The sequence below is a fragment of the Mycolicibacterium madagascariense genome (genome assembly GCF_010729665.1).
In the GTDB taxonomy this organism is placed as follows: domain Bacteria; phylum Actinomycetota; class Actinomycetes; order Mycobacteriales; family Mycobacteriaceae; genus Mycobacterium; species Mycobacterium madagascariense.
Window position 1 is genome coordinate 412,629 of the sequence record NZ_AP022610.1, and the last position, 13,661, is coordinate 426,289.

Below are 13,661 nucleotides of genomic sequence, written 5' to 3' on the forward strand. Positions count from 1 at the left end.
GCCGATTCGCGCCTTGAAGGACTTGTACGGGCTCTAGGCTGGCGGCGTGACAATCGTCGTCATCGCGGTCGTGGTGGGGTTGCTGGGGATTGGCCTGGCGGCCAGCCAGCTGATGCGGCTCAGAACCTATCTCAATCAGCCGCCCGCGGACCCGCCGGTCGAGCCGACCGACCCGGAGTAGTGCGTCATGCCACCAGCATGACCACTGAACAGTTCCCGCAATCTGTCAACCGGTGCGGCGGGCGGCGGTAGCGTGCCGGTATGACCGCAGTGGCGCAGATGCGCGGGAACGTCGTGGCAAAGGCCGTCGGGATGCGCGACCTGGTGCGCGGGCAGGCCGCGGAGTCCGAACGGCTGCGGACGATGTCGCCCGCGGTCGTCGAGCAGATGTGGGCCACCGGCCTGCTGTCGGCCTTCAACCCGGCGCCCGCGGGTGGGAGCGAGCCCTCGTTCACCGAGATGATCGAGACGTGGATCGAAATGGCTTGGCAGGACGGCTCATTCGGGTGGACGGGCATCGCCAACCTGCCGTCGTCGTTCGCGGCCGCGTCCTATCTCCCCGACCGCGGTTTCGCCGAGGTCTTCGGCGCCAACGACAATCACGTCACCATGGGCGGCCAGTTCGCCCCCAACGGGCAGGGCGTCGTCGTCGACGGTGGTTACCGCCTGACCGGGGCATGGAGCTTCGGCTCGGGGACGGGGCACGCCCAGTACGTCGCGGCCGGGTTCCTCCCCATGGTCGACGGCGAGATGCGATGGGTCAGCGAGGGCGTTCCCGAACTGCTGGTGGCGCTGCTGCCCCGGGCCGACGTGACGTTCACCGACGGCTGGAACGTGCAGGGGCTCAAGGGGACCGGGTCCTACGACTACCACGTGGCCGACGTCTTCGTGCCGGAGCACCGAACCTTCCGGCTGTTCACCACCGAGCCGCTGCGCGGGTCGTCCCCGGCGGGCCGGATGGGCATGATGCCCGTCACCGCAGCGGGCCACGCCGCGTGGGCGCTCGGGGTGGCGAAGAGCATGCTCGATGACGTGCAGGAGCTGGCGGCCACGAAGTACCGGATGAGCGACATGGAGTCCCTGGCCAGCAGACCCACCTTCCAGAAGGGCCTCGCGCACCACGTCGCGGCGTGGCGGGCGGCGCGCCTGCTCGTCCTGGACGCCTTCACGACCGCGGAGGCGGCCGTCGCGGCCGGTGACGAGCTCACCCCCACGCTGCGGGTCGACATGAGGGTCGCGGCGGTATACGCCACCGACGTGGCGCGGGAGTGCGCGCAATGGGCCCACCTGGCAGCGGGCACCAGCGCGATCCGCGAGGGCAGCCGGCTCGAGCGCGCCTTCCGCGACGTGTACACCGGAACCCAGCACGCCTTCATCAGCGAGAAGGTGGCGATCGACTCGGCCCAGGTGTGGCTGGGCCTCATCGACGACCACTTCTCGCTGTAATGGCCATCGCGCTGACCGACGAGCACCGCGCGCTCGCCGAGACCGTCGCCGGGTTCACCGCCCGCCACGCACCGATCACGGCGACCCGCGCCGACGTCGATCGACTGGCCGCCGGCGCCGAGCCCGCGCACTGGCCCGAACTCGTGCGACAGGGCCTGCACGCCGTGCACCTGCCCGACGAATTCGGCGGGCAGGGAGGCGGTCTCGACGAGCTCGCCGTCGTCGTGGAGGCCGCAGGCGTCGCCCTGCTGCCCGGCCCGTTCCTTCCGACCGTCACGGCCAGCGCGGTCACCACCCTCGCCGCCGACGGGCCGACGCGCGGTCGTCTGCTGCGCGCGTTCGTCGCGGGCGCAACCGGAACCGTCGTGCCGCCATCGCACGGCATCACTGCCGCGCGCGACGCGGACGGGGTGACGCTGACGGGGTCGAGTCTGCCCGTGCTGGGCCTCGTCTCGGCGGCGGTCGTGATCGTCGGCGCCCGGTGCGGAAATGCCGTCGTCTGGCTGCAACTCGACCTCGACGCCCCTGGAGTGACGCGAGAAGCGGTGGAGGGCACCGACCTCACCCGGGACGTCGGTCGCCTCGTCCTGGACTGCGCGGTGGGTCGCGAGATCGACGGCATCGACGCGGCGGCCGCCCACGCCGTCGTCGTCGGACTGCTCGCCGCCGACGCCGCGGGTGTCGTGCAGTGGGCGCTGACGGCTTCGGTCGAACATGCCAAGGTGCGCGAACAGTTCGGCAGGCCGATCGGCGCGTTCCAGGCCGTCGGGCACAAGGCCGCGCGGCTGTTCATCGCCCAGGAGGTGGCGGCGGCCGTGGCGGCCGACGCCATCCGCAGCGTCTCGCAGGACGCCGACCAGCAGACGATCGCGGCCGAGACCGCGATCGTGATGGGCACCGGCAGAGCCGTCGACGCCGTGATGGAGGCGATCACGATCCACGGTGGAGTCGCCGTGACGTGGGAACACGACCTGCACCTGTATTGGCGTCGCGCGATCAGCGTTGCGGCGCAAGCGGGTTCGGTGCGTACCGCGACCGGACGACTCGGCGAGGCCGCCCTGCGCGCCGGGCGTGACTTCACGATCGCCGTGGAGGACGACGAGTTTCGGCAGTCGGTCGGCCGCGTGCTCGACGAGGCGATGACCCTGCCGCCCGACGAGCCGAGCACCGACGACCCCACGAAGGTCTACACCAGGGGCCGTCGGCGCGAATTCCTCGCCGAGGCAGGGCTCGTCGCGGCGCACTGGCCCGCACCGTGGGGGCTGGGCGCCACCATCGCCCAGCAGATGATCCTCGCCGACGAGTACGCCAAACGGGATCTGACGCCGCCCAGCGTGATGATCGGCGACTGGGCCGTGCCGACGATCCTGACGCACGGCACCGACGCCCAGAAGGAACGCTTTGCGGGCCCGACCCTGCGCGGTGACATCATTTGGTGCCAGCTGTTCAGCGAGCCGCAGGCGGGATCAGACCTGGCGAGCCTGAACACCAGGGGTGAGCGAGTCGCCGGTGGTTGGTCGCTCACCGGGCAGAAGGTGTGGACCTCCGACGCGCACCACGCCGACTGGGGAATCTGCCTGGCGCGCACCGAATTCGACGTCGAGAAGCGACACCGCGGCCTGAGCTACTTCCTGGTCGACATGCACGCGCCGGGTGTCACGGTGCGGCCGCTGCGCCAGCCCAGTGGTGACGCCCACTTCAACGAGGTCTTCCTCGACGACGTGTTCGTCCCCGACGACCAGCTGCTCGGTGAGCGCGGGCAGGGGTGGGCGCTGACGCTGACGACTCTGCTCAACGAGCGCACGACCATCAGTTCTGTCATGACACTGCACGACGACGACCGGGTCCGCGACATCGTCGAGAAGGGGCTGTACTCCGGTGACCGCCGGGATGCCGTGCAGGCCCTCGGGACGATCGTCGCGGAGACCAATGGTGTTGCCGCGCTGAACTATCGGGAGTCGGTGCGTCAGCTGAACGGTGACCTGTTCAGCCCGGGTGCGTCGGTGGTGAAGGTCGCCTCGGCCGAGCTGAGCCGCACCACCGCCGCGATCTCCCTGGATCTGGTGGGTCCGGAGGCCAGCCTGCGGCAGGCGCCGGCCGACGTCGTGTCCAACGAGATGTTCGTGCCCTCGTTCCTGATCGGCGGCGGCACGGTCGAGATCCAGCTGAACGTGATCGCCGAACGGATTCTCGGGCTGCCGCGCGCCTAGTGCCGCCCCCAGCGCCTGCGAACGGCCATGACGTAGCCGGCGATTCGGACGACGGCGCGCAGGATCCGGACGCCCGTGAGGCTGGCCGGGTTCGCGATGTCGGGCACCCCGGGTGGCAGCTTCTGCGCCTCGTCGACGATGGGACGCATCTTCTCCTCGTAGGCGGCGAATGCCGCGGCATGGTCGTCGCACTCGCCCAGCGCCTCGGCGAGCAGATAGGCACCGATCAGCGCCAGGCTGGTGCCCATGCCGCTCACCGGCGTCGCGCAGTAGGCGGCGTCGCCGACGACCGCGATGCGGCCGCGCGACCAGGCGGGCATTCGCACCTGGGCGATCCTGTCGAGGTAGAGACTGCTCGCGTCCTTGGCCAGGTGGGCCAGGATGCGGGGTGCGGCGTCGCCCACGTCGGCGAAGACGTGCTGCAGGGCGCGCACCTGAGCCTCGCGGTCAGCCGTGTCGAGACCCGTTGGCGGACAACGAAAGTTGAGCGATGCGCGGGTGGTGCCGACGTTGTCGGGGCGGAGCTGGACCGCCCGTCCGCCGGTGGTCGTGTACCACCGCCACCACTGGTCGTCGGCCGTCCTGGGGATCGTGCAGTAGGACGTGTAGTAGCCCAGGTCGCGAAGGTCGGGCTCGCCGCCGAAGACGTCGTTGCGGGTCGTCGAGCGGATGCCCTCGGCGATGATCAGCAGATCGAAGCGGCGCTGCGTCCCGTCGGTGCAGGTGACGTCGACTCCGGCGTCATCCTGGGCGACGCCCTCGATGCACGTGCCATACGTGAAGTCGACTGTCTCCCCGCACGATTCGACGAGCAGGCGGGCCAACTCGCCGCGCAGGATCTCCAGCTCGGCGGTGAAACCCTCACCGCTGGCGGAGGCGCCGGCGGGAAACTCGGCCAGCGTTCGTCCCGCCTCGCCCACGAACCGCAGTCCCACCTCGCCGGTACCCCGGGAGCGCACCGTCTCCTCGAGATCCATGCGGCGCAACACGTCTCGGCCCATTCCGCGGACGTCGACGTTCTGACCGCCGTCGCGCGGCGCCGGGGCGCGCTCGATCACGGTCACGGTGCATCCGGCCCGCTGCAGCCAGTACGCGGCGGTGGCGCCTGCGATGCCCGCCCCGCTGACCAGGACGGACCGCGCCACGCTCAGCTGCTGACTTCGATGACGACCTTGCCCCTGGCGTGGCCGATCTCCACGGCCGCGAGCGCGTCGGCGGCCTCGTTCAGCGGACGCACGTCCTCGACGTGGGGATCCAGCTTGCCGTCGGCGACGAGCGCGGCAACGATCTCCAGCACGCGGCTGGTGCGGTCGCGTTCGATGAAGTGCCCGCCCAACTCTCCGACGCCGGGATCGCCCGCACTGATGAGCTTGGTCCGGTCGACGACCAGACCGGCCACCGCCTGCAGCGCATCGCCTCCGGCCAGATCGAGGATCGCGTCGACGCCGTCGGGCATGATCTCCCTGATGCGGTCGGCGACGCCGTCACCGGAGGCGATCAGCGTGGCGCCCAAGCTCTCCACCAGCGCGCGCTTCTCCTCACTCGCCGTGCCGATGACGTTGATGCCAAGGTCGCGGGCGATCTGTGCGGCCGCAACGCCGACGCCACCCCCGGCGCCGGTGATGAGCAGCGTCTGCCCTTCCTTCAGGTTCAGCTGGGTCACGCCGTCGTACGCGGTCGCGGCGGCCACGGGAAGTGTGGCGGCGTCGTTGAACGAGACCTGCGGCGGCTTGCGCGCCGCGGCGGTGGCGGTCACCAGGGTGTACTCGGCGTATCCGCCGGAACCCGGTGCGACCGAGCCGAACACCTCGTCGTTCTCGGAGAAGCCGTCGACGTCCTTGCCGACTCCGCGCACCACGCCGGAGACCTCACTGCCCAGCACGGCGGGCAGATCGCTCTCGCTCGCCGGGCCCATCATCCCGGACCGGATCTTCCAGTCGACGGGGTTGACGCCTGCGCTGCGCACCTCGACGAGCAGTTCGCCGGGCATCGGCGTCGGCATGTCGAGGTCGAGAAACTCCTGGACGTCGGGCCCGCCGTTGCTCCTGTAACCAAATGCTTTGACCATTGCCGACGCGTACCCCGAAGTGCCCCCCGGTAACCGGCTGGCGTCACCAGCCTGCGATGTCGGCGGCGATCGTCTCGGCGAGCTCTGCGGCCTGGATCGGGTCGATGCGCGACGTCGTCATCAGGCCCATTTGACCGGCGGTGAGCACGTCGGCCTTGCCGTCCCGGTCGACGACGGCGTCCGCCATTCCGCCGAGCGCGTGATGGATTGCCGCGCGCACCCGTTCGCGGTAGCCGCGCACGACGCGGGCGGCGTCGGCGTCGAGGATGTTCAACTCCATGGCCGTGTTGAGCATCAAGCAGCCGCGGGTGGCCACGGCGCGGGGCGAGCGGCGCAGGAAGTCGGCGAGGGCATGGAAGTACCCCACGATCTCGTCACGGCCCGCGCCCTCGGCCTCCATCGGCTCGAGCAGCGGGCCGATGACCTCGTCGAGATAGCTCTTGGCGACCCTGTCGAAGAGTCCCCGCTTGCTGCCGAAGGCCTCATAGAGGCTGGACCGGCTCAGTCCGGTGGCGGCCTGGAGATCCGACAGTGAACTGGACGCGTAGCCGCGCTCCCAGAAGACGTCGCGGGCCGCCCTGATGACGGTGACGTCGTCGAACTCCCGCCGCCTACCCATCCGCCGATGGTACGGCGGTTGACTTATCGGACCGTTCGGTTCAGTATTTGGCGGTGGACGTACTCGTCACCGGCGCCGGCGGTGCCATCGGCGGGGTCAGCCGCCAGGTCGTCGATCTGCTCGTTGGCCAGGGTGTCGTCGTTCGCGCGATGGTCCGCACCGACGATTCTCGCGCCGACGCGCTGCGGGGGATGGGTGCGCAGGTCGTGGTGGGCGATCTGACCGAGCCGGGCGACGTCGTCAGCGCGCTGGACGGCGTGCAGCGGGTGTTCTTCAACATGAGTGTGTCCGCGTCGTACCTGGAGGCCGCGATTATCGTGTGCGCGGCCGCGCGGGAACACGGTGGCATCGAGGCGATCGTCGCCATGTCGCAGATGACGGTCTCCCAGATGACGTTGACGAGCACCGCGGAATCCCGCCAGCAGCGCCTGCACTGGCTCGCCGACGCCGTCATGGACTGGAGCGGTCTTCCCGTCACCCACGTCAGACCGACTGTCTTCCTTGACAATCCGCTGTTCACCTTCCTCGCCGCCCCCGGCCTGCGCGACCGCGACGAGCTGCTCCTGCCGTTCGGCACCGGGCGTACCTCGCCGATCGCGTCCGTCGACGTCGCGCGGGTCGTGGCCGAACTGCTACTGCACCCGGCCGCGCATCCGAGGAGCGTCTACGACCTGACCGGACCCGAGGTGCTGACGATCGAGGGCCTGGCCGAGCACTATTCGCGTGCCCTCGGTCGCCCCATCACGGGCATTGACATCCCGTACGACGACTGGGTCAGGCAGGTGCTGCAACCGTTGGGACTCGATCCGCATACCGCTCAACACATCTCGACGATGGCCGCGCTGCACCGCGCGGGTCGCTACGACCGGGCGACGAAGGACGTCACCGAGATCACCGGCAGCCCTGGGCAATCCGTCGACGAGTTCGTCGCCCACCACCGGGAGATGTTCACCCCATGACCACCGTCGGCGACCTCACCGCTCGGAACGCTAGCTTCGCATCCGCGGGTTTCGAGCGGGACCTCACCATCAACCCCGGCGGCAACGTGATGGTCATCGGATGCGTCGACCCGCGGGTCGATCCGGGGCACGTGTTGGGACTGGCCAATGGCGAGGCGGCCATCATCCGCAACGTCGGCGGTCGGGTGACCCCCGCGACGCTGCGCACGATGGCGATGCTGAGCAAGGTGGGACAGGCCAACGCCGAAACCCGCAGGCCCGGCCCGTTGAACCTCGTCCTGCTGCATCACACCGACTGCGGAATGAACGATCTGGCAGCCTTTCCCGGTCTGCTCGCCGAGTACTTCGAGACAACGGTCGACGAGCTCGACGCGAAGTCCGTCACCGACCCGGTCGGCTCGGTGCGCACCGACGTCGAGGTCATCAGGCAGAGCATCCACGCCCCGGACTACCTGGTGTCCGGGCTGGTCTACGACGTCCGCACCGGAGCTGTCGAGGTGGTGGTCCCGCCGACTCAGGTGCCGATCGACTAGGCCGAGCCGGTTAGGTTAGCCTGCACTACATGATGACGGTCGTCGAGCCCGGGGTGCAACCCGCACCGTCGCGGCCGCGCGTCGTCGGTCTGCTGGCCACCGTTGTCGTGCTCGCGCTGACGTGCGCGCTCAGCCTGGCGGTCGGCGCCGAGCACGTCGAGCCTGCGACGGTATGGCACGCACTCACCGACTACACCGACACCGGCGACGAGTGGATCGTGCGCGAGCTGCGGATCCCGCGCACGCTGCTCGGTATCGTCGTCGGCATCGCGCTGGGGTCCAGCGGAGCGCTCATCCAGGGCATCAGCCGAAACCCGTTGGCGGACGCGCAGATTCTCGGCATCAACTCCGGTGCCGGGCTCTTCGTCGTCGCGGCGATCTCGCTGCTCGGTCTGCGGACGATCTGGTCGTACGTGTGGTTCGCATTCGTCGGGGCCGCCGTGGCGATGCTGCTGGTGTACCTGATCGGGATGACGGGCCGGGTCGTCGTGACCCCGGTGCGCATGCTGCTAGCCGGGGTCGCCGCGGGCGCGGTCATGGAGGGCTGCTCCTATGCGATCCGGCTGCGCGATCCGCGTGCGTTCGACTCGATGCGATACTGGGACGCAGGCGCGCTCGACGGCCACTCGCTCGCGGTGGTCGGGGTCGTCGCGCCGTTCATCGCGGTGGGCGCCGCGCTGTGCCTGTACGTCAGCCGCGGTCTGAATGCGGTCGCGCTCGGCGACGATCTCGCAACGGCCATGGGCGGCAACGTCATTCGAACGCGCCTACTCGGTCTCGTCGCGGTCACCCTGCTGGCGGGCGCCGCCACCGCGGGCGCCGGTCCGATCGGGTTCGTGGGGTTGATGGTCCCGCATGCGGTGCGCCGGTACACCGGTCCGGACTGGCGCTGGATCTGCGCCTACAGCGTGATCGTCGCTCCCGCACTGCTGCTCGCCGCCGACGTGGTCGGGCGCGTGGTCGTCGCGCCGGGGGAGTTGCCCGCCGGCATCGTCACCGCATTCGTCGGTGCGCCCGTGTTGATCTGGCTGGTGCGCCGGCGCGCGGCGGCGGCGCTGTGACGCCGCTGCCGACCGTCGACTTCGGCCGTCGTCAGCTCATCGTGCGACGCGGATCGGCGCTCGCGCTGCGGGCGCCCTGGCGCAGTGTCTGGACGCTGACCGCACTCGGCGTCGTCGCGGCCGTGCTCGCGGTGGTGGCACTGGGGATCGGCCAGTATCCGATCTCGCCGGGGCAGGTCGTCGCGGTCGTGCTCGGCCGGGATCGCTCCTTCGCCGGTGTGTTGGTCCTGCAGTGGCGGTTGCCGCGAATCATGGTGGCGCTGTTGATCGGTGCGGCGCTGGGCATCTCTGGCGCGATCTTTCAGGCCCTCACCAGGAACCCGCTCGGCAGTCCCGACGTCATCGGCTTCGACTTCGGCGCCTATGCCGGAGCGCTGACGGCGATCGCCGTGCTGGGCGGCGGGCATCTGGAAATCGCGGTCAGCGCCGTCGTCGGCGGGCTCCTCACCGCGGTCGTGGTGTACCTGCTGTCCTATCGGAACGGTCTGGCCGGATTCCGCTTGATCATCGTCGGCATCGCCGTCAGCGCCGTCCTCAGTTCGGTATGCCAGTGGATCGTCCTGAAGATCAAGCTGCACCAGGCGATCACCGCGTCGATCTGGCAGCAGGGCTCGCTGAGCGGAATGGACTGGGCGCAGGTCGTTCCCGTCGTCGGTGGCCTCCTCGTCGCGCTCGCCGTCCTGAGCGTCGTCGGCCCGCAGCTGCCCATCCTGCAGATGGGTGACGACGCCGCCGGGGCGCTCGGCGTGCGTCCGGAACGGGTTCGGTTGGCGTACTTCGTGGTTGGAGTGCTGCTGATCGCCGTCGCCGCTGCGGCAGCGGGGCCGATCTCGTTCGTCGCGCTTGCCGCACCGCAGCTGGCCCGCAGGCTCACCGGCGCGGCCGGGGTCGGGCTGACGTCGGCCGCGGTGATGGGAGCGTTCCTGCTGTTGGCCAGCGACCTGATCGCGCTGACGATCTTCGCGCCCACGGAGTTGCCGGTGGGAGCGGTCACGGTGACCCTCGGTGGGCTCTACCTCGTCTACCTGCTCGTCGCGCAGGCGCGGCGGCGGTAAGGGGGGCGGGGATGTCGGAGGAGGTGCGGCTCGGGGCGCGCTCGCTGTCGCTGGGTTACGGCGACACGTCGGTCGTCGACGGTCTCACAGTCGATGTCGCGGCCGGCGCGATCACGGCCATCGTGGGTCCCAACGCCTGTGGCAAGTCGACGCTGCTGCGCGGCCTGGCGCGGTTGCTGCGCCCGTCGTCGGGTCAGGTGATCCTCGACGGCGCCGACATCACCCGCCTGCGCACCAGGGACGTGGCCCGTCGGCTCGGGTTGCTGCCGCAGTCGTCGATTGCCCCGGAGGGCATCACGGTGGCCGACCTGGTATCGCGCGGACGGTTCCCGCATCAGACCATGTTGCGGCAGTTCTCCCGCGACGATCAGCGGGCCGTCGCCGAGGCGATGGCCGCCACCGGGGTGACCCCGATCGCCGGCCGCCCCGTCGACGAACTGTCGGGCGGACAGCGGCAGCGGGTGTGGATCGCGATGGTGCTGGCGCAGCAGACGCCACTGATCCTGCTCGACGAGCCGACGACGTTCCTCGACATCGCCCACCAGATCGAGTTGCTCGAGTTGTTCGCCGAGCTCAACCTCGAGCAGGGTCGCACCATCGTCGCGGTGTTGCACGATCTCAATCACGCCTGCCGGTTCGCCGACCAGATCGTCGCCATGAAGGCGGGAGCCGTGGTGGCGCAAGGACATCCGTCCGACGTGATCACCGCGGAGCTCGTCGAGGACGTCTACGGGCTGCGGTGCCAGGTCATCAAGGATCCCGAGACGGGCACGCCGCTGGTGATCCCGCGGGCGTCGGGCCGGTTGCGGGCCAGGAAGTTGCCAGCGTCGGAGCCCGATTAGTCCTGGCGAGCAGCCGCAAAGGTGCAGGACACGCCGTAGTTTCGCGCATGTTTGCGGCTGCTGGGCGGGGTAAAGGGGAACCTGGCAACTTGCTGGGTTAGGATAGCCTTGACTTACCAGAACCGTGGAGAATGCTGGAGGACGGGCCATGCTCCGAACGATGCTGTGCGGCAAGGTGCATCGCGCCACCGTCCTCTCGAGCCCGGTCGACCAGTGGGCGGGCCGGTGAGCGCCGCCGCGACGGACGGGGTGCTCGGCGTCGTCGGCGTCGGATTCGGACCCTCCAACCTGGGCCTGGCGATCGCGATCGAGGAGCACAATCAGACGTGCGGTCCCGACGCGGTCATCACGGCCGAGTTCGTGGAGGCCAAGCCCGAATTCGGTTGGCACACCGGGATGTTGATCCCCGGCACCACGATGCAGATCTCCTTCCTCAAGGATCTCGCCAGCCAGCGCAACGTGCGCAGCCGGTACACGTTCCTGAACTATCTGACCGACCGGGGGCGGCTCAACGAGTTCATCAACCACCAGACGTTCTTCCCCACCCGGCTGGAATTCCACGACTACCTGGAATGGGCCGCCGAAAGGGTCTCGGCCACCGTGCACTACGGCACGCGCGCCGTCGCCGTCCGCGACGAGGACGACTGGCTGGCGGTCGACGTCGACGGCCCGGCTACCCGGACGCTGCGGGCCAGGGCGGTCGTGCTGGCCGGCGGGCTGCAACCGCAGCTACCCGGTGGCATCGTCGAGACCCGCCGCCAGTTCCACAATCACCAACTGCTGCAGCGGGTTCCGGAGCTGCCGTCGCGGCGGCACGGTCGCTTCGTCGTCGTGGGCGCCGGGCAGAGTGCCGCCGAGGTCACCGACTACCTGCACACGACGTTCGTCGATGCGGAGGTCCACGGCGTCTTCGCCAAGTACGGCTTCAGTCCCGCCGACGACAGTCCGTACGCCAACCGGGTCTTCGATCCGGCAGCGGTCGACGACTTCTACGCCGCGGAGCCGCCGGTGCGACAGCGTCTGCTCGACTACCACCGCGCCACGAACTACTCGTGCGTCGACCTGCCGCTCATCGAGACGCTCTATGCGCGTGAGTATGCCGAGCGCGTGGCCGGCCGGCGCAGGTTGTACTTCCACGGCGCCTCCGGCATCCAGTCGGCGAGCGAGGATCGCGACGGGGTCACCGTCACCATCGAGCATCACCCGACGAAGTCGGTCGAGACGTTCGACTGCGACGCCATCGTGTATGCGACGGGGTTCGCGCCGATGTCACTGCCCGCGATCCTGGGGGACCTCTGCGATCCGGCGGTCTACGCCGCGGAGGGGCCCGCTGTCTCGCGGGACTACCGACTGCGGACGTCGCGCGAGATCGCCGGGGCCATCTACCTGCAGGGCGGCACCGAGCACACGCACGGGCTGAGCTCGTCGCTGCTGTCCAACATCGCGGTCCGGTGCGGCGAGATCGTCGAATCCATCGCCCACGAAGCCGAATTCGGCTCACTGGGCCGTGCCGTTCTCGGCGGCCGCGCCGCCGGCTAGGGCTCGTCGGTGAGGTATCCACCGCCGCGGCCGAAGAACTCCAGCGCCCCGAGCTCGGTGCCATCGTCCAGCCGTACCTTCTCGACCACCAGACCGGGGGAGTCACCACGATGGGCACTTGGCCCCGCGACGATGACCATGCCGTCGCCCTCGGCGATGAACACCCGGCCGGGCGTACCGCCGTAGCGGCAGCGCGATACCGAGGCCTCGATCACCCGGATGCGCTGGCCGCGGTAGAACGTGACCGCGTTGGGGTACGGGTCCGACAGTGCGCGTACGAAGCGCTCCAATTCATCTGCGGGCCAACGCCAGTCGATGACGCTGTCGCGCGCGGAGCGCTTGTGGAAGAACGTCCGCTCGTCGAGGTTCTGCGGCGTCCACGTCGCAGCGCCGCGCTCGATGAGATCCAGCGCCTCCAGGAGTACTCCGGGGATGAGGTCGATGGTGGCCTGCACCAGCGACGTGCCCGTGTCGTGCGGGCCGATCGGAATCGCCCGCTGCAGCACCACGTCGCCGGTGTCCAGCTCGTCGTCCATGCGGTGTGCGGTCAGCCCGACTTCGGTTGCGCCACTGATCATCGCCCAGATCACCGGGGAGAATCCGGTGAACTTGGGTAGCAGCGAATCGTGCAGGTTGAGCGTGCCGTGGGGTGGCAGGTCGAACAGTGTCCGCGGCAGCCAGGTCCGCCAGTTGTTGGCGACGATGATGTCCGGCTGCGCGTCCCGCACGCGCGCGATCAGCTCGTCGTCGGGCCGCCGCGCCAGGTGCACGGGGATGCCGTTGGCACGGGCCAGGTCCTCGACGGAGTCGGCCCAAATCGACTCGTACGGTTGGTCACTCGGTGGGTGCGTGACCGCTAGGACGACGTCGTGGGACGAGCCGATCAGAGCCTTCAGGGTCGCGTGGCCCCACGTCTGGTACCCGAACGTCGCTACCCGCATGTCCGCCTCCTGGTATGTGCTGGTGTTTGGTTAGCCTAACCTTTGATACAGTTACCAGGTTCCTGTGGGTCTGCCCAACGCCCACCCCCGGATCGACCACGACGTTGAGGAGAATGCATGTCCGCCAATCCCTTTGACGACGAGACCGCGACCTTCTGCGTACTGGTCAATCACGAGGAGCAGTACTCGCTGTGGCCGACGTTCAAGCAGGTGCCCGGCGGTTGGACGGTGGTGTTCGGCGACGACGGGGTCGCCTCGCGGCAGAGCTGCCTGGACTACGTCGAGGAAAACTGGACCGACATGCGACCCAAGAGCCTGCGCGACCGCATGGCCGCGTCGGCGCCGACCGGGGCAGAGGCGGCGGGGCCGACCAGGGCTGAGGCGGCGG

Annotated in this window: 13 protein-coding genes and 1 pseudogene; 10 read left to right on the top strand and 4 right to left on the bottom strand. The window is 69.5% G+C overall.

Annotation, left to right across the window (positions count from 1 at the left end; genetic code table 11):
* The first annotated feature begins 46 nt into the window (after window positions 1-46).
* The 3 genes from G6N60_RS28825 (at window position 47) to G6N60_RS02040 (ending at window position 3,656) form a co-directional block, all read left to right on the top strand.
* Window positions 47-181, top strand: coding sequence for a hypothetical protein (locus G6N60_RS28825; RefSeq protein WP_263992316.1), 135 nt, complete (start codon window positions 47-49; stop codon window positions 179-181).
* An 80-nt stretch (window positions 182-261) separates the two neighbouring features.
* On the top strand, window positions 262-1,446 hold the full coding sequence (locus tag G6N60_RS02035) for an acyl-CoA dehydrogenase family protein (RefSeq protein WP_163731839.1): 1,185 nt from the start codon (window positions 262-264) through the stop codon (window positions 1,444-1,446).
* Entirely contained in the window at window positions 1,446-3,656 is a 2,211-nt protein-coding gene (locus G6N60_RS02040; protein ID WP_163731843.1) for an acyl-CoA dehydrogenase family protein, read from the top strand. The genes G6N60_RS02035 and G6N60_RS02040 overlap by 1 nt, the downstream gene beginning before the upstream one ends.
* On the opposite strand, the gene G6N60_RS02045 is transcribed toward G6N60_RS02040, so the two are convergent.
* From G6N60_RS02045 to G6N60_RS02055, 3 genes are read right to left on the bottom strand one after another with little or no spacing between them, the layout of a single operon-like run.
* The gene (locus G6N60_RS02045; RefSeq protein ID WP_163731846.1) at window positions 3,653-4,801 is read right to left on the bottom strand and encodes an FAD-dependent oxidoreductase; all 1,149 of its coding nucleotides are present in this window, start codon (window positions 4,799-4,801) and stop codon (window positions 3,653-3,655) included. The two genes, G6N60_RS02040 and G6N60_RS02045, sit on opposite strands and share 4 nt — an antisense overlap.
* Before the next feature lie 2 nt (window positions 4,802-4,803).
* On the bottom strand, window positions 4,804-5,724 hold the full coding sequence (locus G6N60_RS02050; protein ID WP_163731849.1) for an NADP-dependent oxidoreductase: 921 nt from the start codon (window positions 5,722-5,724) through the stop codon (window positions 4,804-4,806).
* A gap of 43 nt (window positions 5,725-5,767) precedes the next feature.
* Window positions 5,768-6,343: a TetR/AcrR family transcriptional regulator gene (locus G6N60_RS02055; RefSeq protein WP_163731851.1), complete on the bottom strand. Its 576-nt coding sequence runs from the start codon at window positions 6,341-6,343 to the stop codon at window positions 5,768-5,770.
* 53 nt (window positions 6,344-6,396) lie between these two features.
* On the opposite strand from G6N60_RS02055, the gene G6N60_RS02060 reads away from it, so the two are divergent.
* From G6N60_RS02060 to G6N60_RS02085, 6 genes are all read left to right on the top strand, one after another.
* Window positions 6,397-7,302, top strand: a complete 906-nt coding sequence (locus G6N60_RS02060; protein ID WP_163731854.1) for an NAD(P)H-binding protein — start codon at window positions 6,397-6,399, stop codon at window positions 7,300-7,302.
* On the top strand, window positions 7,299-7,835 hold the full coding sequence (locus tag G6N60_RS02065) for a carbonic anhydrase (RefSeq protein ID WP_163731857.1): 537 nt from the start codon (window positions 7,299-7,301) through the stop codon (window positions 7,833-7,835). Before G6N60_RS02060 ends, G6N60_RS02065 begins: the two co-directional genes overlap by 4 nt.
* A gap of 29 nt (window positions 7,836-7,864) precedes the next feature.
* Window positions 7,865-8,896 (top strand): iron chelate uptake ABC transporter family permease subunit, encoded by a 1,032-nt coding sequence (locus G6N60_RS02070; protein WP_163731860.1) that lies wholly within the window; start codon window positions 7,865-7,867, stop codon window positions 8,894-8,896.
* A gap of 5 nt (window positions 8,897-8,901) precedes the next feature.
* The gene (locus G6N60_RS02075; protein ID WP_163743302.1) at window positions 8,902-9,951 is read left to right on the top strand and encodes a FecCD family ABC transporter permease; all 1,050 of its coding nucleotides are present in this window, start codon (window positions 8,902-8,904) and stop codon (window positions 9,949-9,951) included.
* 11 nt (window positions 9,952-9,962) lie between these two features.
* Window positions 9,963-10,793, top strand: coding sequence for an ABC transporter ATP-binding protein (locus G6N60_RS02080; protein WP_163731863.1), 831 nt, complete (start codon window positions 9,963-9,965; stop codon window positions 10,791-10,793).
* Window positions 10,794-11,018: 225 nt separating this feature from the next.
* Window positions 11,019-12,332, top strand: a complete 1,314-nt coding sequence (locus tag G6N60_RS02085; RefSeq protein WP_163731867.1) for a lysine N(6)-hydroxylase/L-ornithine N(5)-oxygenase family protein — start codon at window positions 11,019-11,021, stop codon at window positions 12,330-12,332.
* Here the strand turns inward: G6N60_RS02085 and G6N60_RS02090 are convergent.
* The gene (locus tag G6N60_RS02090) at window positions 12,329-13,273 is read right to left on the bottom strand and encodes a methionyl-tRNA formyltransferase (RefSeq protein ID WP_163731870.1); all 945 of its coding nucleotides are present in this window, start codon (window positions 13,271-13,273) and stop codon (window positions 12,329-12,331) included. The two genes, G6N60_RS02085 and G6N60_RS02090, sit on opposite strands and share 4 nt — an antisense overlap.
* Window positions 13,274-13,390: 117 nt before the next feature.
* Between G6N60_RS02090 and G6N60_RS02095 the strand changes: the two are divergent.
* A pseudogene (locus G6N60_RS02095) lies at window positions 13,391-13,627 on the top strand (MbtH family protein); the annotation flags it as partial.
* Between the last annotated feature and the right edge of the window lie 34 nt (window positions 13,628-13,661).